Here is a 20,560-nt window from a genome sequence, read left to right as displayed (position 1 = left end):
GAAAATATGGCTATGCAAGGCTGAACATCAGCTCAGAATGCATCTGCACAGCCTGACAAGTGCTGGATTGATTCACGGCTGGGATTGAAGTTCCTCAAGCGCCACACGAGTGTGCAAGGGCTTGTCGTCCGGTGCAGTGCCTTTAAAAGCGGCCATCAATTCGCTTATCCAACCCGGCGGGCATGGCAGGGCATAATGTTGTAGCAGGCTTAGCGCCTGCCAGGCGCCACGCTGGACAGCAGCAGGCGAAATGACCACCGGCGCTGGCAAGGTGGTGTAGAGATAACGCACCCAGGACGTGAGAATAAGCCAGGCGTTGATAGCCACAGTTTGTTGCTCCAGGGGCGTCATGCTTAGCAAGCCGCAGCGGCACAAGTGTTCCAGCAACTGACGGCCTTCGCGCAGGCAGCTTATTGAAAACACCCGATGCTCGGCGCCCAGCTCGGGGTCTGCCTGTACCAGCTGCTCAAGATCCCTGTAAATGAACCGATACGCCCAAATAGCGGCAATGACCTTGCCCACGCACAGGCGCAGGCGCTCTGCCCCTGAAGGTGTGTCAGCGTGCACTTGCAATGCGCTATTCATCTGCGCCTTGTAGTCAGCGAACAGAACGGCGACCACCTGATGCTTGTTGGCGAAGTGGTAATAGAGGTTGCCGGGCGAAATACCGGCCGCAGCCGCAATGTGATTAGTCGAAACGTTGCGCTCCCCCTGCTCGTTGAACAGCGCAAGGCTGACCTTGGCAATGTGTTCACGGGTTTTGGACGACGCTTTCAAAGGCAGGTGCTTCCTGGCTGAACGGCTTTTAGGTAGGCCCATCGTGATTATGGCCAATAGTGACACAGGTCATTGCAAAGGAGAGATTGCACACAGCCCATGTAAAAGTGCAGTAGATTCGCGTAATGTGGCTCTGTGCCACCACCTGTTTGTACCTAAGGCCCGGCAGTTGTAAGCCGGTGCCCGTTGGCAGTGAGGCTGTAATGAATTTATCGCGCGATGACATCGCCACCCTGTGGAAGAAGCACCTGCACGTGGAAATTGTGACTGACCAGGACAATTTTTTCGAGCTAGGGGGCGACTCCATACAGGTGCTGCACCTGGTATACGAACTAAGCGCCCAGTACAGCACTGGCATGGATGTACGGCTGTTTTTCTCCAATCCCACCCCCGCTGGCCTGCTCGCAGCCACTACCCGCACCCATTGACCACCTACTGCCATGGCTGGCGCGGGTACAGCCGGCTGCGCTACCATCCCAGTCCCTAACGGTTTCCCCTTCAGGACGATCCGATGAACCGAGTGTTGTATCCAGGCACCTTCGACCCTATTACCAAGGGCCATGGCGATCTGGTCGACCGGGCTTCGCGCCTGTTTGACACTGTCGTGATCGCTGTCGCGGCCAGCCCGAAAAAGAACCCTTTGTTTCCACTGGAGCAGCGTGTAGCGCTGGCGCGAGAAGTCACCGCTCATCTGCCCAACGTGGAGGTGGTCGGTTTTTCCACGCTGCTGGCTGCCTTTGCCAAGGAGCAAGGCGCCAACGTGCTGCTGCGCGGCCTGCGTGCCGTGTCGGACTTCGAATACGAGTTCCAGCTGGCCAACATGAATCGCCAACTGGCGCCGGATATCGAAAGCCTGTTTCTCACGCCCTCGGAGCGCTATTCATTCATATCCTCCACGCTGGTACGAGAAATTGCCGCATTGGGAGGGGATATCAGCAAGTTCGTGCACCCTGCCGTTGCTGACGCCTTGAAGGAGCGCTTCAAGGGCTGACCCGACATGCCGGCGTGCAAGGCGCCGGTTATTGGGGCAAAATACAGGTATTGTTCTGTTCCTGAACGCCCTGGCGCCGGCCTGGGCTGGAGTTTTCATGTCTTTGATCATCACCGACGATTGCATCAATTGCGACGTCTGCGAACCCGAGTGCCCGAACGCTGCCATTTCCCAGGGCGAAGAGATCTATGTGATCGACCCGAACCTGTGCACGCAGTGCGTAGGGCATTACGATGAGCCCCAGTGCCAGCAAGTCTGCCCTGTGGACTGCATCCCCCTGGACGAAGCCAACCCGGAAACCACCGAGCAGTTGATGGACAAGTACAAGCGGATTACCGGAAACGCTTAATCGCGTTTATAGCCGCTTTCTGTACACCCCAGGCACCGTACGAATGCGGCCTTGCCCGGATCGACCACCAACGCCTTGCCCGCTGCGCCCACATTCCCGCCCAAGGCGGTGAAGGGCAGTGACACCACGAATACCCCTGCGCCGACCACCGTGGCAGCAATCAGCAAGGGCCGGGCAATCACCAGGTCGCCGATCATGGCGAAGGCCGGCGGCGCCTGCACGTCATAGACCGGGTCGCCACTGGTGCTGCCTTGGGAGACCTCGGCCAGAGCGGGAACACAGGGCACCAGAGCCAGTGCCAAGGCAAATGAAAGGGCGCGAAACGGCTTCATGTGACTTCCTTTTTCCCACCGGGAAAGCAACTGCAGGGTCAGTTCACTATATCAGGGCCATGGGCGCTGTCAGGCGCCGAAATTATTTCTGACACCCCGGGCAATAAACGCTAGCACGCTGGCCAAGCCGTGTTTCTCTCAACACCTTGCCACACACCTTGCAGTATTCACCGCCACGCCCGTAGGCAAACAATTCTTGTTGGAAATAGCCTGGCTGCCCGTCCCCGCCAATAAAGTCCCGCAAGGTCGTACCGCCCCGCTCGATGGCGTAGGCCAGAATGCGTTTGATCTCGACAGCCAGCTTCAGGTAACGGCCGCGGGAGATTCCGCCGGCCGGCCGGCGTGGGTCAATGCCCGCCGCAAACAAAGCCTCTGTGGCGTAGATGTTGCCCACACCCACAACAATATGGTTGTCCATGATGAAGGGCTTCACGGCTGCACTGCGCCCTCTAGACAGCTTGAACAGCCGTTCGCCATCGAACGCATCGGTCAAGGGCTCCGGGCCCAGTCCTTTGAGCAATTCATGAGCATGGGGGTCATTGCTCCACAGCATGGCGCCAAACCGGCGCGGGTCTGTGTAACGTAGTGCAAGGCCTGAGTCGAACTCGATGTCCACATGCTCGTGCTTGAGCGGGGCCTGCCCTGCTGGCACCAGCCGCAGGTTGCCAGACATGCCCAAATGGGCGATCAAGGTGCCCACCTCGGCATTGATGAGCAAGTACTTGGCCCGCCGCTCCACGCTGACGATACGCTGGCCGGAAAGCCGGGTGTCCAAGTCCTCTGGCACAGGCCAGCGCAGGCGGCGGTCTCGCACGATGACGCGCGTCACACGTTGGCCTTCAACATGAGGCACGATGCCGCGCCGTGTGGTTTCGACTTCAGGTAGCTCAGGCATTGAAAAGCTCGGCAGGAGGCGCGCTATCGGGCGCCTGATTCGCGAAGGGTTTCTTTAAGGTTGTCGAAGTCATACTCGCTCAACCCTACGTAATCGAGCACCAACTCACCGACCCGGTTCCATTCATGGTCCATAGGCTGGTTGCCTACCCGGTGATGGGAGGCACTGATGTGCTCAGCCATCTTGAGGACGGCAAGCAGGTCTTTCTGGGCGCTGTGCTGCCCCCGCTCGTCGCTCATCAGCGCCTGAGCATTGTGATGACCCGCAATGGCCATGCAGACGCTGGTGGGCAGGCGCCATGCTTTGACAGCGTAGTAGCCCACCACGGCATGGTTGGTGTTGAATGCCTGGTTTTCCGTGTCCACGATGCGTAGGCCCTGCTCGGCAACGGCATAGGCCGTTTCCAGGGTTTGCATGTAGCCGGGGAAACGCATCAACATCAATGGCACACCGCAATCGTGCAGCAGCCCTGCCAGGTAGGCCTCGTCCATAGCGACCGTGCCCAGGTGCCGGGCAATGGCAGCACAGGCGCTGGCCACATCCTGGGCATCGTCCCAGAAGCGGTTGAGCGTCACGATGGTTTCGTCGGCCATCTCGCCCTTTATGGATTGGGCGTTGATCAGGGCAATCACCACGTCAGCGCCCAGTAGCTCGGCCGCCTGGGCGATGGAGGCCGTGGGTTCGGGCAGGCCAAATGGAGCTGAGTTGGCCACTTTGAGCACGGCACCGGACAGGCCAGGGTCGAGTGTGATCAATTTGCCGATAGCCTTAAGGTCCGGGCCAGGCAGGTAAAGCTCCATCTGAAGGTCCACAAGGATCTGCGGCTGCGGGGGCACGCTGATACCTTGCAAGGCTTGCTCAAGTTGTTGGGGGGTCAACGCGTGTGCCATAACAGCAGATACTCCAGTGTCTCGACATTCTAGCGCTTGGTATGCGGCTCGCGGGTACCTGCTCGAACCTTTCATCTAACCGTTGTGTGATCGTCGGCCACCACAGCGGCCCGGCACACTGCCGGGTTATACTCGCGCTCTTTTGCCTGGAGCGCGCTGATGTCCCTGCCCACCCTTCGTCTCAAAGCCAATGCCGACCGCCGGTTGCGCGCCGGCCACCTGTGGGTGTTCAGCAATGAGGTTGACGTTGCCGCTACCCCGCTGAACGGTTTCCAGGCAGGTGACCAAGCCATTCTTGAAGCCGCAGGCGGCAAGCCTTTGGGCATTGTGGCCATCAGCCCGAACAACCTAATCTGCGCCCGCCTGGTTTCGCGTGACGTACGCATCGCGTTGGACAAGTCCCTGCTGGTGCACCGCATCAACGTTGCTCTGTCGTTACGGCAACGGCTGTTCGACAAGCCCTTCTACCGCCTGGTGTACGGCGACTCGGACCTGTTGCCTGGCCTGGTAGTGGACCGTTTTGGCGATATCCTGGTGGTGCAACTGGCCTCGGCCACCATGGAAGCATTGAAAGACGACGTGCTGGCTGCACTTGTTCAGGTGCTCAAGCCCAGCGGTGTGCTGTTCAAGAACGATTCGGCCGCACGCGATGCCGAAGGCCTTGAGCGCTATGTGGATACCCCCTTTGGTGTCGTTCCTGAATGGGTAGCCCTTGAAGAAAACGGCGTGAAGTTCGAAGCACCGGTGATGCAGGGGCAAAAAACCGGTTGGTTCTACGACCACCGCATGAACCGTGCGCGCCTGGCACCCTATGTGAAAGGCAAGCGGGTGCTGGACCTGTTCAGCTACATCGGCGGCTGGGGCGTGCAGGCAGGGGCCTTTGGCGCCAGTGAAGTGTTCTGCGTAGACGCTTCGGCCTTTGCGCTGGACGGCGTGGAGCGCAATGCAGCCCTCAACGGTTTTGCCGAGAAGGTGACCTGCGTGGAAGGCGATGTGTTTGAAGCCTTGAAGGAGCTGAAAGCGGCAGAGGAGCGTTTTGATGTGATCGTGGCCGACCCACCCGCCTTCATCAAACGCAAGAAGGACCTGAAGAACGGTGAAGGCGCCTATCGCCGGCTGAACGAACAGGCCATGCGCCTGCTTAACAAGGACGGCATCCTGGTCAGCGCATCGTGCTCCATGCACCTGCCCGAAGACGACCTGCAGAACATCCTGCTGACCAGCGCACGCCACCTGGACCGCAACATCCAGCTACTGGAGCGCGGCGGCCAAGGCCCGGACCACCCGGTACACCCAGCCATTCCGGAAACGCGCTATATCAAGAGCATTACCTGCCGGTTATTGCCCAATAGCTGATGGCTAATGGCAAATGGGCTTCGCTTTCGAGCGTTGCCCATTAGCTCAGCTGAAAGCGGCTTGAATTTTCCTACACGGCTTTCAGCTCCTATTGCTTACCTGCCGTGCGCTACGCTTGCAGTCGTCTTGCTTACGCTGAGCCTCTCATGACAGTGGTCAAACCAGTAACCGTACTTTTGGTCTGCATGACGTTGCTAGGGGTATTCCCGATCGACGTCATACTCCCCTCCATACCCACCCTGGCCACTCGATTCAACAGTACTGCACAGTCGATCACTTCAAGTATCGGGCTGCTCACAGTGCTTGTAGCACTGGCGCAGTTGATCATAGGGCCGGCCTCGGACCGGTATGGCCGCAAGCGGTTGTTCATCGTGTGCCTGGCCCTGGCGATCGTGGGCGCAATTGGCGCTACCCTGGCTGACGGCATTGCCTCCTTCCATACCTGGCGCGCTGTCCAGGCCCTAGGCTGCGGCGGGTTCGTATTGGCCCATGCTCTGGTGCAGGACCTGTTCGACGCACGTCAGCGCACGCGTCAACGTATCTGGCTGGGAACGGCCGGAGGGGTGTTCATTTCAGTTTCGCCTTTGCTCGGGGTGTTCCTTGAGCAGCGGTGGGGCTGGCAAGGCAGCTTCTGGGCGTTTGCCTTGATCGGGGGCTGTACCCTGGCACTTGCTGCATGGGTGTTGCCCAACAGGAACCGGCCTAGTACCACTGCCTCGTCAGATCAACCTTCATCCGCCTGCAAGGTACGGTTTGCCTGCGCCAGCGGGCTGGCCATGCTGGCGTTTACCTGCCATTTCTCGTTTATCGTGTTATCGCCCGTTATATTTCTGGAAACCCTCGGTACACGCCCTGGCACCTATGGGCTGATCATGCTGGGATATGGCGGAGCCTACCTGCTGGGCGGGATGCTAGCCCTCTACATTGCCAAACGTTCGGCGGAGTTGCCTCAGGTACGCATAGGCTTGGGCCTGATCGGGATGGCGGGTATGATCATGGCCATGGCCCACACCTGCCTGGGCATGACCACGCTCAGCGTACTGGCTAGCGCCTGCTTGATGACTCTAGGCGTCACGCTCGTGCGGCCCGCAGCCGTGACCATTGCCATGAATGCCTTGCCGGGCCGCGCCGGGGCTGCAGCAGCCGGGCTTAATACCCTGACTTACCTGGGTGGAGGCGCCATCACCTTTGTACTGGGCCAGTACGCCACCCTGGCCTCCTGGACGCTCCCTGCCGTTCTTGTAACCCTTGGAACGGCAGGGGCGTCTTTATGCTACGCGCTGGCAGCACAGGAAGGCATTGCCAAGGCTGCGCCTACAACTCCAGCACCTGAGTCGCAATAGCAAAGTACACCAGCACCCCGGCGGCATCCGCAATGGAGGTAATCAACGGACCGCTGGCCGTGGCTGGGTCCAGACGCAGGCGGCTGAGCAGGAAAGGCAGACTCATACCAATTACGCTGCCCAGAATCACGATGATCACCATGCTGCTGGCAACAATGGCCGCGATGGCTGGCCCTCCACGCATCACACCCAATAATGCCACCGCCACTGCCATGGTAAGGCCGAGCGCCAGGGCTACAAGGCATTCACGCCCAAGCAGCTTTAGCCAGTCTTTCAACACCACTTCGCCGGTGGCAAGTGCTCGTACCATCAGGGTGGCAGATTGGGCCCCCGCGTTCCCGCCGCTGTCCACCAGCAGTGGCAGGAAGAACACCAACGCGATATTGGCAGCAATCACGTCTTCGAAGGCCGCAATGCCTGCCCCGGAGAACAGGTTGCCGAATACCAGCAGCACCAGCCAGAAAACCCGCTTGCGGTACAGCAGCCCGATGGTGGCGTCCCTCAGGTTGCCGATATGGGTAGCGATGGAGGCACCTTTGTGAAAGTCTTCGGTAGCCTCATCCACCACAACGTCCATGGCGTCATCACAGGTCACAATGCCTACCAGCTTCTGTTCGCCGTCAACAATGGGCAATGCCAGCAGGTCGTACTCCCGGATCAACTTCGCTACCGTTTCCTGAGTGCTGTCTACGGTGGCACTGACCAGATGGCTGCATACCAGGCCCTCCACGGGAGCCTCTGGCTCGGCAACAACCAGGTCGCGCAGGGATAGCACCCCAACGAGCCGCCGTTCGGCATCGAGTACATAGATTTGATAGATGGTTTCCGCCTCGGGTGCGCTTTCGCGTAGCGCCTTGATGGCTTGGTCTACGCTCAGGGCATGCCCTACCGTGCAGTAGTCGCTGGTCATGATGGCGCCAGCGGTGCCGGGTTCATGCCCAGCAAGCTGAAGCAGGTCATCTCGTTCAGCCTGGGCCAACGCTGCCAGCAGGCTGATGCGCAGGCTGTCGCCAAGGCGTTGGAAAAGATCGGCGCGTTCGTCTGCGGACATGGCCTTGATCAGCTCGGTCAACTGAGCCCGGGACATTTGCCCGGCCAGCTCAACCTGGCGCTCCAGGGGAAGGTAGCCGAATACTTCTGCGCGTTTGGCCAGTTCCACCTGGGCAAGGGCCCCAAGGGCCTCGGTGGTATTCATGAGGGCAAGGTAGCGGGCGGTATCCGCAGACAGCTGGGCCTTGGCGGTGTTGACGTTGGGAGTACCAAACAGTTCGGTGGTGGGCGTTACAGTCGTCATGATGTTCTCCGGCGCAAAGGAGGGCCGGGAACACGCAGCGCAAAGCCGCTCAGTTCACCGCGCCACGCCCGTGCACGCTTGTGTAAAGCAAGTTGAAGGTCAATGAACTGGGAAGGTCCATTTAGGCAAGTCTCTGGCCGCCGCAAATGCGGCTCGGGGATAGTAGGGAGGTCAGCAGGCTTGCACCAGCCCTCCCATACGAGCTGAAACGTTTCAGGGAAATGTCCTACACAATAGTTCCACCTTTATACGCAGGCGCCGGGGGTCAGCATTCAGGTTCCCTTAGGCGGCCAGCGGTGTAGAATCGGCTTATTCATCGCCAAACATCCCCCGGCGGGTTTATGAGCCAGGCCCAGGCTTGCGGCGATCCCGCGCAGCTGTCGGCCACTTCCGTAACAGCAGCCCAACGGCCGCCCTACCCGGAACCGCACACGGCTCACTTTTCCCTTGGAACCTGATTTGCCGCCTGGAGTGCTTCATGCCCGATTACCGTTCGAAAACATCCACACATGGCCGCAACATGGCCGGTGCCCGCGCGCTATGGCGTGCCACAGGGATGAAAGATGCCGACTTCAAGAAGCCGATCATCGCCATTGCCAACTCCTTTACCCAGTTCGTACCTGGCCATGTTCACCTCAAAGACCTGGGCCAACTGGTAGCTCGCGAAATTGAACGCGCGGGTGGTGTTGCCAAGGAATTCAACACCATTGCGGTGGACGATGGCATTGCCATGGGCCACGACGGCATGCTGTATTCCCTGCCAAGCCGGGAGATTATCGCGGACTCCGTGGAGTACATGGTCAACGCCCACTGTGCCGATGCTATCGTGTGCATTTCCAACTGCGACAAGATCACCCCTGGCATGTTGATGGCGGCCTTGCGCCTGAACATCCCTGTGATCTTTGTGTCTGGCGGCCCTATGGAAGCCGGCAAAACCAAGCTGGCCAGCCACGGCCTGGACCTGGTAGACGCCATGGTCATTGCTGCCGACAGCACGGCATCGGACGAAAAAGTGGCCGAATATGAGCGCAGCGCCTGCCCTACGTGCGGCTCCTGCTCAGGCATGTTCACTGCCAACTCCATGAACTGCCTGACCGAAGCGCTAGGCTTGGCCTTGCCAGGCAATGGGTCCACCTTGGCCACTCACAGCGACCGCGAAGAGCTGTTCCTGCGGGCTGGCCGTACCATCGTGGAACTGTGCCAGCGCTACTACGGCGAAAACGATGAGTCTGTGCTGCCGCGCAATATCGCCAATTTCAAGGCGTTCGAGAACGCCATGACGCTGGACATCGCCATGGGCGGCTCCACCAACACTATTCTGCATTTGCTAGCGGCGGCGCAGGAGGCTGAAATCGCCTTCGACCTGCGTGACATCGACCGGCTGTCGCGCCGCGTACCGCAGCTGTGCAAAGTGGCGCCGAACATCCAGAAGTACCACATGGAAGACGTGCATCGTGCTGGCGGTATCTTCAGCATCCTGGGCGAGCTGGCCCGTGGCGGCCTGCTGCACACGGACCTGCCCACCGTACACAGCAGAACCATGGCCGACGGTATCGCCCAATGGGACATTACCCAAACCGATGACGAAGCGGTTCATACCTTCTTCCGCGCAGGCCCTGCCGGCATTCCGACACAAACCGCGTTCAGCCAGTCCACCCGCTGGGACACCCTGGACGCAGACCGTGAAAATGGCTGTATCCGCAGTGTGGCCCATGCCTATTCGCAAGAAGGTGGCCTGGCAGTGCTGTATGGCAACCTGGCGGTCGATGGCTGTGTCGTAAAAACAGCGGGCGTGGATGAGTCCATCCACCGCTTCGAAGGCACTGCTAAAATCTTTGAAAGCCAGGACAGCGCTGTGCGCGGCATCCTGAATGACGAGGTTAAGGCGGGTGACGTGGTGATCATTCGCTACGAGGGTCCCAAGGGCGGCCCCGGCATGCAGGAAATGCTGTACCCCACGTCGTACCTCAAGTCCAAGGGGCTGGGGAAAGCCTGTGCACTGCTGACCGATGGACGCTTCTCAGGAGGTACTTCGGGCCTGTCCATCGGGCATGCTTCGCCGGAAGCCGCAGCGGGCGGCATCATCGCGCTGGCCCGTGATGGCGATAAGGTGCTGATCGATATCCCTAACCGTGCCATCAACCTGCTGGTAGATGACGGCGAACTGGCAGCACGCCGCGCCGAGCAAGACGAGAAAGGCTGGAAGCCGGCTGAAGTACGGCCACGTAAAGTGACCACCGCCTTGAAGGCTTACGCCCTGCTTGCCACCAGTGCCGACAAGGGCGCCGTACGCAACAAGGCATTGCTCGACGGTTAAACCCCTGCCCATTCAGGGCACGGCGCGTGCCGTGCCCTGATGGCCGCTTAAATGCGTTCCCATACCTCAAAGTGATAGGCCGGCGCCCCACCTTCGGCCGCGTTCGCCGTGTCCGATACCTTGGCCCAGGTTGCACGGTCAAACGGTGGGAAGAAGGCGTCGCCTTCAGGGGAGGCCTCAACCCGGGTCAGGTAAAGCCGGTCCGCGAACGGCAGGCCTAGCGCATACAGTTGCGCGCCGCCGATCAGCATCACTTCATTAACCCTCTGCGCCTTGGCCCAGGCCTCGGCACGGGCCAGGGCGGCTTGCAGCGTCGGGTACACTTCGGCACCGTCCAGCGCCAGCCCGGCTTGGCGGCTGACCACCAGGTTCAAGCGGCCTGGCAGCGGCCGGCCCAAGGAATCCCAGGTTTTACGGCCCATGATGATGGGCTTGCCCAGCGTGGTGGCCTTGAAGTAACGAAAATCCCCTGGCAGGTGCCAAGGCATGCGGTTATCGATGCCGATGACGCCGTTCTCGGCATGCGCGGCGATCAGGCTTAGCGGGAGTGTTTTTTTCATGGGCGCAGGATAACAGAGCCATGCGCCTCCAGCAGCTGCAGGTGCGGTATGCTCAGGCGCTGAACCTATTGCAGGAGCCTGCGTGAACAAGCTGGACACTCTCTGGTTGACCGAAGCCATCAGCCTGCGCGAGCGCGACACAGGCCCCTTGGAAGACGGCGAAGCCAACCGCCACGCGCGCCAAGGCGGTGGGGACTTTTCCGCGCGCTGGCAGGCCCGTGCCTTGTGGCTGGCGCGCCGGGACGGATTGGTCAATGCGCTGGGCCATTGGAAACAAGGTGCGCGGCTAGGGCTGATTGCCTTGGCTGTGCTAAGTGTTGTCAGTGGGGCCGGCATGGCCGTCACCGCCTTGGCCGGCGCGCCAAACCCGGTGAACGTGTTCTGGGCTACCGGCAGTTTGCTTGGGCTGAACCTGCTGTTATTGGCGGGCTGGTTGCTCAGCCTTGCAAGCAGCGGCAACCGTGCGCCCTGGCTAGGCCAGCTATGGCTAGGGCTGACCCAGCGCCTGGCCCGTGATGCCAAGGCCGCTCACTTGGGCAGCGCACTTATTTCCCTTTTGCACCGCCATCGCCTCAACCGCTGGCTGCTGGGTGCCACGGTCAACGGGCTGTGGACGCTGTGCATGCTAACGGCCCTGGCTACGCTACTGCTGATGTTTGCCACCCGCCGTTATGATTTCGTGTGGGAGACCACCCTGCTCAACAGCGACACCTTTATCGCGCTGACAGTGGCCCTCGGCAAGCTGCCAGGTTGGTTAGGTTTTCCTGTTCCAGAGGCGGCGCTGATCCAGGCCAGCGGCAATGGCCCTGCTACCCTCGAAGGCGCCCGCCAGGCGTGGGCCGGTTGGCTAGTTGGCGTACTAACCTGCTACGGCGTACTGCCGCGCGCCGTACTGGCTGTTGCCTGCTGGCTGCGCTGGCGCCATGGCCGGACGGGGTTGCAGCCCGACATGGATAGCCCTCAGACCGCAGCATTGCGCGAACGGCTGATGCCGTCTGCCGAACAATTAGGGGCTACCGACCTGCCTGCTATCCCCGCGTGGGTGCCGTCGGTGGTTACCCTGCCACCCTCAGGGAGCGGGGCGGTCATGGCGGGGATCGAACTGGACAGCGACCTGCCCTGGCCGCCTGTGACAAGCACACAGGTTGGGGATGCAGGCCTACTGGATGATCGAACCTCGCGTCAGCGCGTGCTGGAGCTGTTGGCGGCCCACCCTCCACAGCGCTTGCTATTGGTATGCGATCCGCGTCGCTCGCCAGACCGCGGTACTCAGGCCTTGCTGGCAGAACTGTCTCGAAGTGCCGGGGACACGCGTGTGTGGCTGATGCCGCCGCCCGCCGGTGAAACCCTCGACCCTACCCGCCTACAGGTCTGGCATAACGCCCTTGAACCGCTGGGGCTGGTTCACGACACCCTGTTCCCTGCCGCCTGGCTGGAGCCTGAGCATGCCTGATGTAGTGAAGCTGGCCGTTGTCGGCCATACCAACGTGGGCAAGACATCGCTGCTGCGCACCCTTACCCGCGATGTCACTTTTGGCGAAGTGTCCTACAACCCTGGCACCACCCGCCACGTGGAAGGTGCCCGGCTTTCCGTACAAGGCCAGGCACTGATGGAGCTGTATGACACGCCTGGGCTTGAGGATGCTGTGGCATTGCTGGAATACCTGGAGCGTTTGGGCGGTGGCCAGCTGAAACTGGATGGCCCTGGCCGTATCGATGCGTTCCTGAATTCAGCCGAGGCCCGCCAGCGTTTCGAACAGGAAGCCAAGGTGGTTCGGCAGCTCAGTGCCTCAGACGCTGGCCTGTACGTGATTGATGCGCGAGAGCCGATACTGGCCAAATACCGGGATGAGTTGCAGATCCTGGCCAGCTGCGGCAAGCCGCTGTTACCGGTACTCAACTTCGTAAGCGCCCCAACGGCACGCCGTGAGGCTTGGCAGGAAGCGCTGGCCAGGCTTGGGCTGCATGCACAAGTGGCCTTCGACAGCGTTGCCCCGCCTGAAGACGGCGAACGCCGCTTGTATGAAAGCCTCGCCTTGTTGATCGAGCGCGCCCGCCCTGCACTGGAGCGCTTGATCAGCGACATTGAGCAGCAAGTAGCGCAGCGCCAGATGGCAGGCCGCCGGCTGATCGCGGACCTGCTGATCGACTGCGCCGCCTGCCGCCGAACGGTGGCAACGGATACGGACCAAGTGGAAATCGATGCGTTGCGCCAAGTGGTTCGACAGCGCGAGCAAGCTTGCGTCAGTGCGTTGCTGGCGCTGTTTGGGTTTCGCCCAGGTGATGCCGAAGCCGGCAGCCTGCCCTTGCTGGATGGCCGTTGGGGTGATGACCTGTTCAACCCCGAGACGTTGCGCCAGCTTGGCGTAAAAGTGGGCGGTGGCATGGCCGCTGGCGCCGCCGCCGGGGTTGGGGTAGACCTGATGGCTGGTGGCCTTACGTTAGGGCTGGCCACGTTGGCGGGGGCCATTGCCGGGGGTGCCTTGCAAACCGCTCGGGGCTACGGCGGTCGCTTGTTAGGCAAATGGCGTGGCGAACAGGTGCTCAGTGTGGACGATGCGGTACTGCGGCTATTGGCCCTTCGGCAACAGGCGCTGCTGGTAGCGCTGGCACGCCGTGGTCACGCTGCGCAGGGCAGTGTGCATGTGCCTGAACAAGACCCGGAGCAATGGCGTGAAGGGCGCTTGCCTGCCGTGCTCAAGCGCACACGTGCTCACCCGGAGTGGTCCACGCTCAACCCAGCCTTTCGCAAGCGCCAGGCTGAGCGAGAGCAAGCGCTTACCGCGCTGGCGGCAGACTTGTAGACGGGCCAGCCCGCAACAACCGCAAGCCGTTGAACACCACCAACAAACTCACGCCCATGTCAGCGAATACGGCCATCCACAGGGTGGCCATGCCCAACAGGGTCAGCACCAGAAACACGGCCTTGATCCCGAGCGCCAACACGATGTTCTGAATCAGCAGCTTGCGGGTGCGCCGGGACAGCGCAATGAATTCGCCTACCTTGCGCAAATCGTCGTCCATCAGTGCAACATCGGCAGTTTCAATGGCGGTGTGTGAACCGGCCGCGCCCATGGCAAAGCCAATGTTCGCCCGTGCCAGGGCAGGCGCATCGTTGATGCCATCGCCCACCATGCCCACCGCCTTGCCGCTGCTCGCCAAAGTTTCGATGGCCGCCAGCTTGTCTTGAGGCAACAGGTTGCCCCGTGCCTCATCGATGCCCACTTGCGCCGCAATGGCTGACACGGCGGCCTGGTTGTCACCGCTGAGCACCATGGTTTTCACACCTAGGTCGTGCAGGGCGGCTATGGCCAACGTACTGGTGTCGCGCAACGTATCGGCTACCCCGAACACTGCCAGAGGCTGCTCACTGTCACACAGCACCACCACACTTTTGCCTGCCTGCTCCAGGCCTTCCAGCACGGCTTCAAGGGATGCGCTGCACAAGCCCAGCTCTTCCACCAGCCGATGGTTGCCCAGTGTGTACACCTGGCCGTTGACACGGCCTCGGCTGCCGCGCCCGGCAATGGCTTCGAAATCAGCGACCGTGTGAGTGGGTATTTCACTCAGCCCCGCCGCCAGCGCTTTGGAAACGGGGTGGTCCGACCGGCTGGCCAGGCTGGCGGCGATGGCTTTCGCGGCATCCACATCACCTGCGAACGGTACGGTATCCGTCAGCACGGGCTTGCCCTGGGTCAGGGTGCCGGTCTTGTCCAGCGCCAGCCATTCCAGGCTGTGGGCCATTTCCAAATAGGCACCGCCCTTTACCAGAATCCCGCGCCGCGCTGCAGCAGCCAGCCCGCTAACCAGTGTGACAGGTGTGGAAATCACCAAGGCGCAGGGGCAGGCGACGACCAGCAGCACCAGGCCTCGGTATACCCAGTCCAACCAGGCGCCGAAACCAAACAGGGGAGGCAGTACGGCTACCGCGCACGCCAACAGCATCACTGCGGGGGTATAGATGCGCGAGAAACGGTCCACAAACCGCTGGGTAGGGGCCCGGCTGCCTTGTACCTGCTCTACCACCTTGAGAATACGACCCAAGGTAGACTCGCTCGCCAACTGGGTCGCACGGTATTCTAATTCCCCCGCCTCATTGACGGTGCCCGCAAACACGGCATCGCCCACGGTTTTATCCACAGGCAGGCTTTCACCTGTGATAGGCGCCTGGTTGATAGTGGAACGCCCCGAGGTGACTTCCCCGTCCAGCGCAATACGCTCACCTGGCCGCGCACGCAGCAGGCTGCCCACTGCAATGTCCGCGACCTTGCGAGATACCCACTGGCCATGCTCGTCTTGCACGGTGGCGGTTTCCGGTGCCAATTGCATCAGTGAACCGATGGCATTGCGGGCGCGCTCCAATGAACGAGCTTCGATCCGCTCGGCCAGGGCGAACAGCACCATGACCATGGCAGCTTCTGGCCATTGGCCGATCACCGCCGCGCCGGTCACCGCCAGGCTCATCAGCGCATTGATATTCAGGTTGCGCTGGCGTACCGCGATCCAGCCTTTGCGGTACGTACCCAGGCCTGTGGTGCAGATGGCGAGCAGTGCCAGGGCAGTGACCAGCCAGGGCGGGCCGACCTGGTACAGGTGGCATACTTCGGCAGCACCAGCTGCAATAAACCCCAGGATCAAGGCCGGCTTGCCACGCTTATCGGGCGCAGGCTCCTGGGCAGCATCCGCCTGCGCGTCCGTCAGCGGTACGGCGGTCATGCCCACTTCCGTGATGGCGCTTTCAATGGTGCGGGTATCCGGCAGCGAGTGGCGCACGCCCAGCACACGGTTGATCAGGTTGAACTCCAAGCCCTGCACACCCGCTACCGTGCCAAGGCGCTTCTGGAGCAGGGTTTGCTCGGTAGGGCAGTCCATGGCCTCTATACGAAAACGGCTGAGCGTTCCGCCACTGGCCTCACTAAAGCTCACACTGCTTGGCGCGTCGTGGTCGTGGTCGTGGTCGTGGTCGTGGTCGTGGTCGTGGTGATCATGACCTTGCTCTGCAGCATGGGCGCAAGGGGCCTTGGTAGGGGGTGCAGGATCAGGCGACGGCTCGGTAACGCGGTCCATGGTCGGTTCCAGAAATTGACTATTGCCTAGTCAACACCCTGTAGCCACTATAGGGTCAAGCACCTTGAGGACTTCGACATGAAAATCGGCACCCTGGCCAAGGCCACCGATTGCCAAGTGGAAACGATCCGCTATTACGAGCGCGAGCGGCTTCTGCCTGCACCCGCACGTACCGAAGGTAATTATCGAGAGTACACCCAGGCCCACGTGGAGCGGCTTACGTTTATCCGTAATTGCCGCACGCTGGACATGACCCTAGATGAAATTCGTGCCCTGCTGGCCCTTCGGGACAATGCCAGTGCGCCGTGCGAAAGCGTGAATACGCTGGTGGATGAACACATCAACCATGTGCGCGCGCGTATCAATGGCTTGCTGGCGCTGGAGGCACAACTGGTCGGGCTGCGTGAACGCTGTCAGGTCAGTGATACCACTGCGCAGTGCGGCATTCTGGAACGGCTTGAAGTCAGCGGCGCCGTGGAGCTGGAGGCCGAGGCTAGCCATGTGGGGCGCAGTCATGGGCATTGATGTAACATCCTAGTCTCACCAGAAAATCTGCAATAGCTGGGTCGAAGAATGATAGAAAACTCGCCTAAATATATTTTATCTCCCCAACAAGACTCTTCTCAGCAATACCCGCTTTCCTCAAACGTGTCTGAGCCCACAAAAATAGCAGCCAAAATGCCGGATCAGAAATTTAGCACTCATATTGTCTATGTTGATGAAAGCGGTGATCATGGCCTAGACAGTATTGATCAGAATTACCCGGTTTTCTCCTTAGCATTCTGCGTCTTTCAGAAAACTTATTACGCTCGAAACGTAGTACCATCTATCGAGGAATTTAAATTCAAACACTTTGGTCATGACCTCATAGTTCTGCATGAGACAGACATCAGGAAGGAAAGAGGTGGTTTTAGGTTTACTGGGCGCCATCATCGAGAACAATTTCTTTCAGAGCTTACTGATATAATTGAAAAAAGCAATTTTGTCTTAATAAGCTCGGTCATCGACAAAAAACGTTTGAAAGAGCGTGATAGTAACCCATACCATATGGCACTAGGATTCTGTCTAGAAACATTATATGAATTCATGCAAGAGAAAAATCAAGGCCACCTTGTAACCCACGTTGTAGTCGAGTGCCGTGGCAAGCGAGAAGATGCTGATCTTGAGCTCGAATTCAGAAGAATATGTGCCGGTGAAAACAAGTTCAATAGAACATTACCTTTCGAGATTGTTTTCGCTAACAAAAAAACCAATTCATCCGGTTTACAATTAGCTGATTTGGTAGCGAGACCAATTGGGCTTTCGGTAGTGAAACCAACTCAACCAAACCGAGCTTTCGAATTATTAAAGCGAAAATTTTTCTGCAGTGGTGGTCGTAGGCAGGTAGGGATAGGCTTTGAGGAGTGGGGACTGAAAATTTATCCAAAACCAGAAAGCGAAAGGCCCCGGTGATCGCACCGAGGCCTAGACGCCGACCGGGATCCCCCAGTCCATTTGCGGCAATTTTATGTTTGATAACGCTTAAACGCAAGGGTTGCATCACAAGCAATGCCGCTCGCGTGATCAGTTTCTAGGCCCTCACACCGCCATCGGCGCCGTCATTGGCGGATGATGCTCGTACCCTTCCAGCCAAAAGTCACTCGGCTCCACCTGCTCCAGCCATTCAGGTGCATACACGCCCGTGGTGGCGTAATTCGGTATACGGTCCGAGATCACCAGCTTCGGCGCAGGCAAGGGCTCGCGGCGCATCTGCTCGTTGAGCATGTCTAGATGGTTTACGTACACATGTGCGTCGCCTACGAAGTAGGTGAGCCAGCGTGGGGTGTAGCCGGTCAGGCGGCCGAACAGCGAGAGCATGGCAGCGCCCTCGGTGATGTTGAACGGCGTACCTAAGCCCAGGTCGTTCGAGCGAATATAGAGCGTAAGGGACAATTCGCGGGTTTGTGCGTTGGGGTGGAACTGGTACAGCAGGTGGCACGGTGGCAGCGCCATTTCGTCCAGTTGCGCGCAGTTCCAGCCATGGAACAGGATGCGGCGGCTGCCAGGGTCGTTGATGATGGTGTCCAGGCACTGGCGCACCTGGTCGATGGCCTTGTACAACACCACGAAGGCTTCGCCGCCCTCCTCGTCTTCAGCAATGCGGCGGTAGCCCTGCGCCAGGCAGGCGTCGATGGCTGCGCTGTTGCTCACGGCGATGCGCTTGTAGGCAGGCCATTTGCGCCACTGCACGCCGTAGATCTCGCCTAGGTCGTCCGTACCCTGCCGGAACGGGTTGTTCAGCCATTGGCTGTTTTCGTTGGCATTCTGGTCCCACACCTTGCACCCCAAGGCACGGAAGTCCGCCGCACTGTTGGCACCGCGCAGGAAGCCGACCATTTCCCCCACAGCCGCCTTGAACGCCAGCTTGCGGGTGGTGATGGCAGGGAAGCCTTGGGTGAGGTCGAACTTCAACATGGCGCCTGGCAGGCTGATGGTATCCACCCCTGTACGGTTGGCCTGGCGGCTGCCCTGTTGAATAACCTGAGCGACGAGATCGAGATAGTGCTTCATAAGCATCCTGAACAAAGCGGGGCCAGCAGCCCCGCTGACAAGCGTTAGGCGGTTTGCCGGGCGGCAGGGGCACGGTGGTAGGCGAACCAGATCAGGCCAAGGCCGCCGATAATCATGGGCAGGCACAGCACCTGGCCCATGGTCAGCCAGTTCCAGGCCAGGTAGCCCAACTGGGCGTCCGGCACGCGCACGAACTCCACGATGAACCGGAAAATGCCATAGAACAGCGCGAACATGCCGGAAACTGCCATGGTGGGGCGCGGCTTGCGCGAGTAGAGCCACAGGATAGCGAACAGCGCGACGCCTTCGAGCGCGAACTGGTACAGCTGCGACGGATGGCGCGGCAACTGGGCGGGGTCGCTGAAGGCTGGGAACACCATGGCCCACGGCAGATCAGTAGGCTTGCCCCATAGCTCGGCGTTGATGAAATTGCCGATACGCCCGGCACCCAGGCCCAGCGGCACGAAGGGGGCGATAAAGTCCATGAGTTCGAAGAAGGTCTTGTTGTTACGCTTGCCGAACCACCAGGTCGACAGCATCACGCCGATCAGGCCGCCATGGAAGGACATGCCCCCTTTCCACACTTCGAAGATAAGGGCCGGCTGGGCAATGTAGGCGGGTAAGTCATAGAACAGCACATAACCCAGCCGCCCACCCAATATCACCCCCATGGCGACCCAGAAAATCAGGTCCGACAGCTTTTCGCGGTTCCAGGTGGGGTCGAAGCGGTGCAAACGGGTTGGTGCCAGCAGCCAGGCGCTGCCAATGCCCACCAGGTACATCAAGCCGTACCAGTGAATCTTCAGGGGCCCCAGGCTCAAGGCCACGGGGTCTATCTGCGGGTAAGGCAGCATGTCTCTTCCTCGATCAAAGCCAAAGCTCACGCCAAACGGCAGGGTCCGGGAACGGCCTCGTTGAGGTCCGCTACCGTGAGCGAGGGCGCATGGTAACGGATCAGGCGGTGCCCCCTCCAGTGAAGGTGATGGGAGTGTGTTGTGTCGGGGGGGTAGAGATGGGAGAGAAAAGCCTGGGCGGACCAAGGGCAGAAGTGGTTCTCGGTTCGAAGCGGACAGTCACTGTAAGCAATTTTCGGCCACGGGCAGCCAGACTTTGCCTACTTATGGCTATCCGTTATCGCGTTACGGCTGCCCTTCTCCAGAGTAGCGGGCATAACCTTCCCGTTGGTTTAATAGATCCTGATACGCACTAACTGCAGGGAACATGGGACGCTCGAATGGCGTCTGGAACCAACGATTCACCGAAAGTCCAATAGCAATGTCGGCCAAGGTGAAATGTTCTCCAGTAACGAACGCACCTGTCTCTGTCAATTGCCGATCGAGAATAGCCATAGTGCCTGCCCACCGGGCCTGACCTTGGCGCAATAGATCAGGGTCCTGGTAATCCGGTTTATTTCGCACTATGGAGTGAAAGACATAACTCCATGAGGGATTGAGTTCTGCGGCTTGCCAGTCAAGCCATTGGTCCACTCGAGCCCTGGTTCTTGGCTCCTGAGGATAAAGCATTCCCTGACCAGGGCCGTTCGCGAGATAACGTAGGATACTGTTGGACTCCCACAGAACGAAGTCATTCTCTACCAACACTGGAATCTGGGCGTTAGGATTCAGAGCCAAAAATTCAGATGTTTTGGTTGATCTAAAACCTAAGCCCCAGTCGGAATCATGCTCAAAGGGCAGCCTAAGCTCTGTGCAAGCCCACAGCACTTTCCGCACATTGATAGAAGACGACCGCCCGAGAATCTTCCGCATTGCATTTTTCCTTGCCTATGCTGAGAAGCCCGAAGCCTAGCATTAGCCAGTATCTGGCCACGAGAGGCTGGAT

The 20,560-nt window shown here is 59.8% G+C and carries 20 protein-coding genes; 10 read left to right on the top strand and 10 right to left on the bottom strand.

What is annotated here, in order from left to right:
* Window positions 1-72: 72 nt before the first annotated feature.
* Complete coding sequence (locus ACSAMW_RS16025) at window positions 73-777, bottom strand: TetR/AcrR family transcriptional regulator (protein WP_500591125.1); 705 nt, start codon at window positions 775-777, stop codon at window positions 73-75.
* A gap of 203 nt (window positions 778-980) precedes the next feature.
* On the opposite strand from ACSAMW_RS16025, the gene ACSAMW_RS16020 reads away from it, so the two are divergent.
* The 3 genes from ACSAMW_RS16020 to ACSAMW_RS16010 all read left to right on the top strand — a co-directional run bounded on the left by ACSAMW_RS16020 (window position 981) and on the right by ACSAMW_RS16010 (window position 2,117).
* Window positions 981-1,205 carry a phosphopantetheine-binding protein gene (locus ACSAMW_RS16020; protein WP_500591124.1) on the top strand — a complete coding sequence of 75 codons (225 nt, stop codon included), beginning with the start codon at window positions 981-983 and terminating at the stop codon, window positions 1,203-1,205.
* A gap of 83 nt (window positions 1,206-1,288) precedes the next feature.
* Complete coding sequence (coaD, locus tag ACSAMW_RS16015; protein ID WP_500591123.1) at window positions 1,289-1,768, top strand: pantetheine-phosphate adenylyltransferase; 480 nt, start codon at window positions 1,289-1,291, stop codon at window positions 1,766-1,768.
* A 97-nt stretch (window positions 1,769-1,865) separates the two neighbouring features.
* Entirely contained in the window at window positions 1,866-2,117 is a 252-nt protein-coding gene (locus tag ACSAMW_RS16010) for a YfhL family 4Fe-4S dicluster ferredoxin (RefSeq protein WP_168085231.1), read from the top strand.
* Here the strand turns inward: ACSAMW_RS16010 and ACSAMW_RS16005 are convergent.
* The 3 genes from ACSAMW_RS16005 to ACSAMW_RS15995 form a co-directional block, all read right to left on the bottom strand.
* A complete protein-coding gene (locus tag ACSAMW_RS16005; RefSeq protein WP_500591122.1) occupies window positions 2,114-2,449 on the bottom strand; it encodes a multidrug transporter in 336 nt (111 codons plus the stop codon). The two genes, ACSAMW_RS16010 and ACSAMW_RS16005, sit on opposite strands and share 4 nt — an antisense overlap.
* 82 nt (window positions 2,450-2,531) lie before the next feature.
* A complete protein-coding gene (gene mutM / locus ACSAMW_RS16000; RefSeq protein WP_500591121.1) occupies window positions 2,532-3,344 on the bottom strand; it encodes a bifunctional DNA-formamidopyrimidine glycosylase/DNA-(apurinic or apyrimidinic site) lyase in 813 nt (270 codons plus the stop codon).
* A gap of 23 nt (window positions 3,345-3,367) precedes the next feature.
* Window positions 3,368-4,234 carry an HDOD domain-containing protein gene (locus ACSAMW_RS15995; protein WP_500591120.1) on the bottom strand — a complete coding sequence of 289 codons (867 nt, stop codon included), beginning with the start codon at window positions 4,232-4,234 and terminating at the stop codon, window positions 3,368-3,370.
* A 159-nt stretch (window positions 4,235-4,393) separates the two neighbouring features.
* On the opposite strand from ACSAMW_RS15995, the gene ACSAMW_RS15990 reads away from it, so the two are divergent.
* Both ACSAMW_RS15990 and ACSAMW_RS15985 read left to right on the top strand, forming a co-directional pair.
* Window positions 4,394-5,590: a class I SAM-dependent rRNA methyltransferase gene (locus tag ACSAMW_RS15990; protein WP_168085234.1), complete on the top strand. Its 1,197-nt coding sequence runs from the start codon at window positions 4,394-4,396 to the stop codon at window positions 5,588-5,590.
* Between the two features lie 146 nt (window positions 5,591-5,736).
* Window positions 5,737-6,933: an MFS transporter gene (locus tag ACSAMW_RS15985; protein WP_500591119.1), complete on the top strand. Its 1,197-nt coding sequence runs from the start codon at window positions 5,737-5,739 to the stop codon at window positions 6,931-6,933.
* Here the strand turns inward: ACSAMW_RS15985 and mgtE are convergent.
* On the bottom strand, window positions 6,905-8,227 hold the full coding sequence (gene mgtE, locus ACSAMW_RS15980) for a magnesium transporter (RefSeq protein ID WP_500591118.1): 1,323 nt from the start codon (window positions 8,225-8,227) through the stop codon (window positions 6,905-6,907). The two genes, ACSAMW_RS15985 and mgtE, sit on opposite strands and share 29 nt — an antisense overlap.
* 478 nt (window positions 8,228-8,705) lie before the next feature.
* Between mgtE and ilvD the strand changes: the two genes are divergently transcribed.
* Entirely contained in the window at window positions 8,706-10,544 is a 1,839-nt protein-coding gene (ilvD, locus tag ACSAMW_RS15975; protein ID WP_500591117.1) for a dihydroxy-acid dehydratase, read from the top strand.
* Window positions 10,545-10,591: 47 nt separating this feature from the next.
* On the opposite strand, the gene ACSAMW_RS15970 is transcribed toward ilvD, so the two are convergent.
* Window positions 10,592-11,104, bottom strand: coding sequence for a dihydrofolate reductase (locus ACSAMW_RS15970; RefSeq protein WP_500591116.1), 513 nt, complete (start codon window positions 11,102-11,104; stop codon window positions 10,592-10,594).
* 82 nt (window positions 11,105-11,186) lie between these two features.
* On the opposite strand from ACSAMW_RS15970, the gene ACSAMW_RS15965 reads away from it, so the two are divergent.
* Window positions 11,187-12,557 carry a DUF2868 domain-containing protein gene (locus ACSAMW_RS15965; protein WP_500591115.1) on the top strand — a complete coding sequence of 457 codons (1,371 nt, stop codon included), beginning with the start codon at window positions 11,187-11,189 and terminating at the stop codon, window positions 12,555-12,557.
* On the top strand, window positions 12,550-13,908 hold the full coding sequence (locus ACSAMW_RS15960; protein ID WP_500591114.1) for a GTPase/DUF3482 domain-containing protein: 1,359 nt from the start codon (window positions 12,550-12,552) through the stop codon (window positions 13,906-13,908). Before ACSAMW_RS15965 ends, ACSAMW_RS15960 begins: the two co-directional genes overlap by 8 nt.
* Here the strand turns inward: ACSAMW_RS15960 and ACSAMW_RS15955 are convergent.
* Window positions 13,883-16,171, bottom strand: a complete 2,289-nt coding sequence (locus ACSAMW_RS15955) for a heavy metal translocating P-type ATPase (protein WP_500591113.1) — start codon at window positions 16,169-16,171, stop codon at window positions 13,883-13,885. The genes ACSAMW_RS15960 and ACSAMW_RS15955 overlap by 26 nt on opposite strands.
* Window positions 16,172-16,249: 78 nt before the next feature.
* Here ACSAMW_RS15955 and cadR point away from each other — a divergent pair, with 78 nt between their 5' ends.
* Both cadR and ACSAMW_RS15945 read left to right on the top strand, forming a co-directional pair.
* Entirely contained in the window at window positions 16,250-16,696 is a 447-nt protein-coding gene (cadR, locus tag ACSAMW_RS15950) for a Cd(II)/Pb(II)-responsive transcriptional regulator (RefSeq protein ID WP_168085243.1), read from the top strand.
* 48 nt (window positions 16,697-16,744) lie between these two features.
* Window positions 16,745-17,623 (top strand): DUF3800 domain-containing protein, encoded by an 879-nt coding sequence (locus ACSAMW_RS15945; RefSeq protein ID WP_500591112.1) that lies wholly within the window; start codon window positions 16,745-16,747, stop codon window positions 17,621-17,623.
* Between the two features lie 126 nt (window positions 17,624-17,749).
* On the opposite strand, the gene ACSAMW_RS15940 is transcribed toward ACSAMW_RS15945, so the two are convergent.
* The 3 genes from ACSAMW_RS15940 to ACSAMW_RS15930 form a co-directional block, all read right to left on the bottom strand.
* A complete protein-coding gene (locus tag ACSAMW_RS15940) occupies window positions 17,750-18,721 on the bottom strand; it encodes a thymidylate synthase (protein WP_500591111.1) in 972 nt (323 codons plus the stop codon).
* A gap of 44 nt (window positions 18,722-18,765) precedes the next feature.
* Window positions 18,766-19,575, bottom strand: coding sequence for a prolipoprotein diacylglyceryl transferase (lgt, locus tag ACSAMW_RS15935; protein WP_500591110.1), 810 nt, complete (start codon window positions 19,573-19,575; stop codon window positions 18,766-18,768).
* A 285-nt stretch (window positions 19,576-19,860) separates the two neighbouring features.
* A complete protein-coding gene (locus tag ACSAMW_RS15930; protein WP_500591109.1) occupies window positions 19,861-20,487 on the bottom strand; it encodes a glutathione S-transferase family protein in 627 nt (208 codons plus the stop codon).
* Window positions 20,488-20,560: the final 73 nt, after the last annotated feature.

The sequence above is a fragment of the Pseudomonas sp. AB39(2026) genome, from assembly GCF_059831485.1.
The sequence above is the reverse complement of the archived record's forward strand: the minus strand, read 5'-3'. Positions and strand labels throughout refer to the sequence as shown.

Excerpts from the sequence above, each read along its gene's own strand:
- ACSAMW_RS16020 (WP_500591124.1), top strand. The coding sequence starts at position 981 with ATGAATTTATCGCGCGATGACATCGCCACCCTGTGGAAGAAGCACCTG.
- coaD (WP_500591123.1), top strand. The coding sequence starts at position 1,289 with ATGAACCGAGTGTTGTATCCAGGCACCTTCGACCCTATTACCAAGGGC.
- ACSAMW_RS16010 (WP_168085231.1), top strand. The coding sequence starts at position 1,866 with ATGTCTTTGATCATCACCGACGATTGCATCAATTGCGACGTCTGCGAA.
- ACSAMW_RS16005 (WP_500591122.1), bottom strand. The coding sequence starts at position 2,449 with ATGAAGCCGTTTCGCGCCCTTTCATTTGCCTTGGCACTGGCTCTGGTG.
- mutM (WP_500591121.1), bottom strand. The coding sequence starts at position 3,344 with ATGCCTGAGCTACCTGAAGTCGAAACCACACGGCGCGGCATCGTGCCT.
- ACSAMW_RS15995 (WP_500591120.1), bottom strand. The coding sequence starts at position 4,234 with ATGGCACACGCGTTGACCCCCCAACAACTTGAGCAAGCCTTGCAAGGT.
- ACSAMW_RS15990 (WP_168085234.1), top strand. The coding sequence starts at position 4,394 with ATGTCCCTGCCCACCCTTCGTCTCAAAGCCAATGCCGACCGCCGGTTG.
- ACSAMW_RS15985 (WP_500591119.1), top strand. The coding sequence starts at position 5,737 with ATGACAGTGGTCAAACCAGTAACCGTACTTTTGGTCTGCATGACGTTG.
- mgtE (WP_500591118.1), bottom strand. The coding sequence starts at position 8,227 with ATGACGACTGTAACGCCCACCACCGAACTGTTTGGTACTCCCAACGTC.
- ilvD (WP_500591117.1), top strand. The coding sequence starts at position 8,706 with ATGCCCGATTACCGTTCGAAAACATCCACACATGGCCGCAACATGGCC.
- ACSAMW_RS15970 (WP_500591116.1), bottom strand. The coding sequence starts at position 11,104 with ATGAAAAAAACACTCCCGCTAAGCCTGATCGCCGCGCATGCCGAGAAC.
- ACSAMW_RS15960 (WP_500591114.1), top strand. The coding sequence starts at position 12,550 with ATGCCTGATGTAGTGAAGCTGGCCGTTGTCGGCCATACCAACGTGGGC.
- ACSAMW_RS15955 (WP_500591113.1), bottom strand. The coding sequence starts at position 16,171 with ATGGACCGCGTTACCGAGCCGTCGCCTGATCCTGCACCCCCTACCAAG.
- cadR (WP_168085243.1), top strand. The coding sequence starts at position 16,250 with ATGAAAATCGGCACCCTGGCCAAGGCCACCGATTGCCAAGTGGAAACG.
- ACSAMW_RS15945 (WP_500591112.1), top strand. The coding sequence starts at position 16,745 with ATGATAGAAAACTCGCCTAAATATATTTTATCTCCCCAACAAGACTCT.
- ACSAMW_RS15940 (WP_500591111.1), bottom strand. The coding sequence starts at position 18,721 with ATGAAGCACTATCTCGATCTCGTCGCTCAGGTTATTCAACAGGGCAGC.
- lgt (WP_500591110.1), bottom strand. The coding sequence starts at position 19,575 with ATGCTGCCTTACCCGCAGATAGACCCCGTGGCCTTGAGCCTGGGGCCC.
- ACSAMW_RS15930 (WP_500591109.1), bottom strand. The coding sequence starts at position 20,487 with ATGCGGAAGATTCTCGGGCGGTCGTCTTCTATCAATGTGCGGAAAGTG.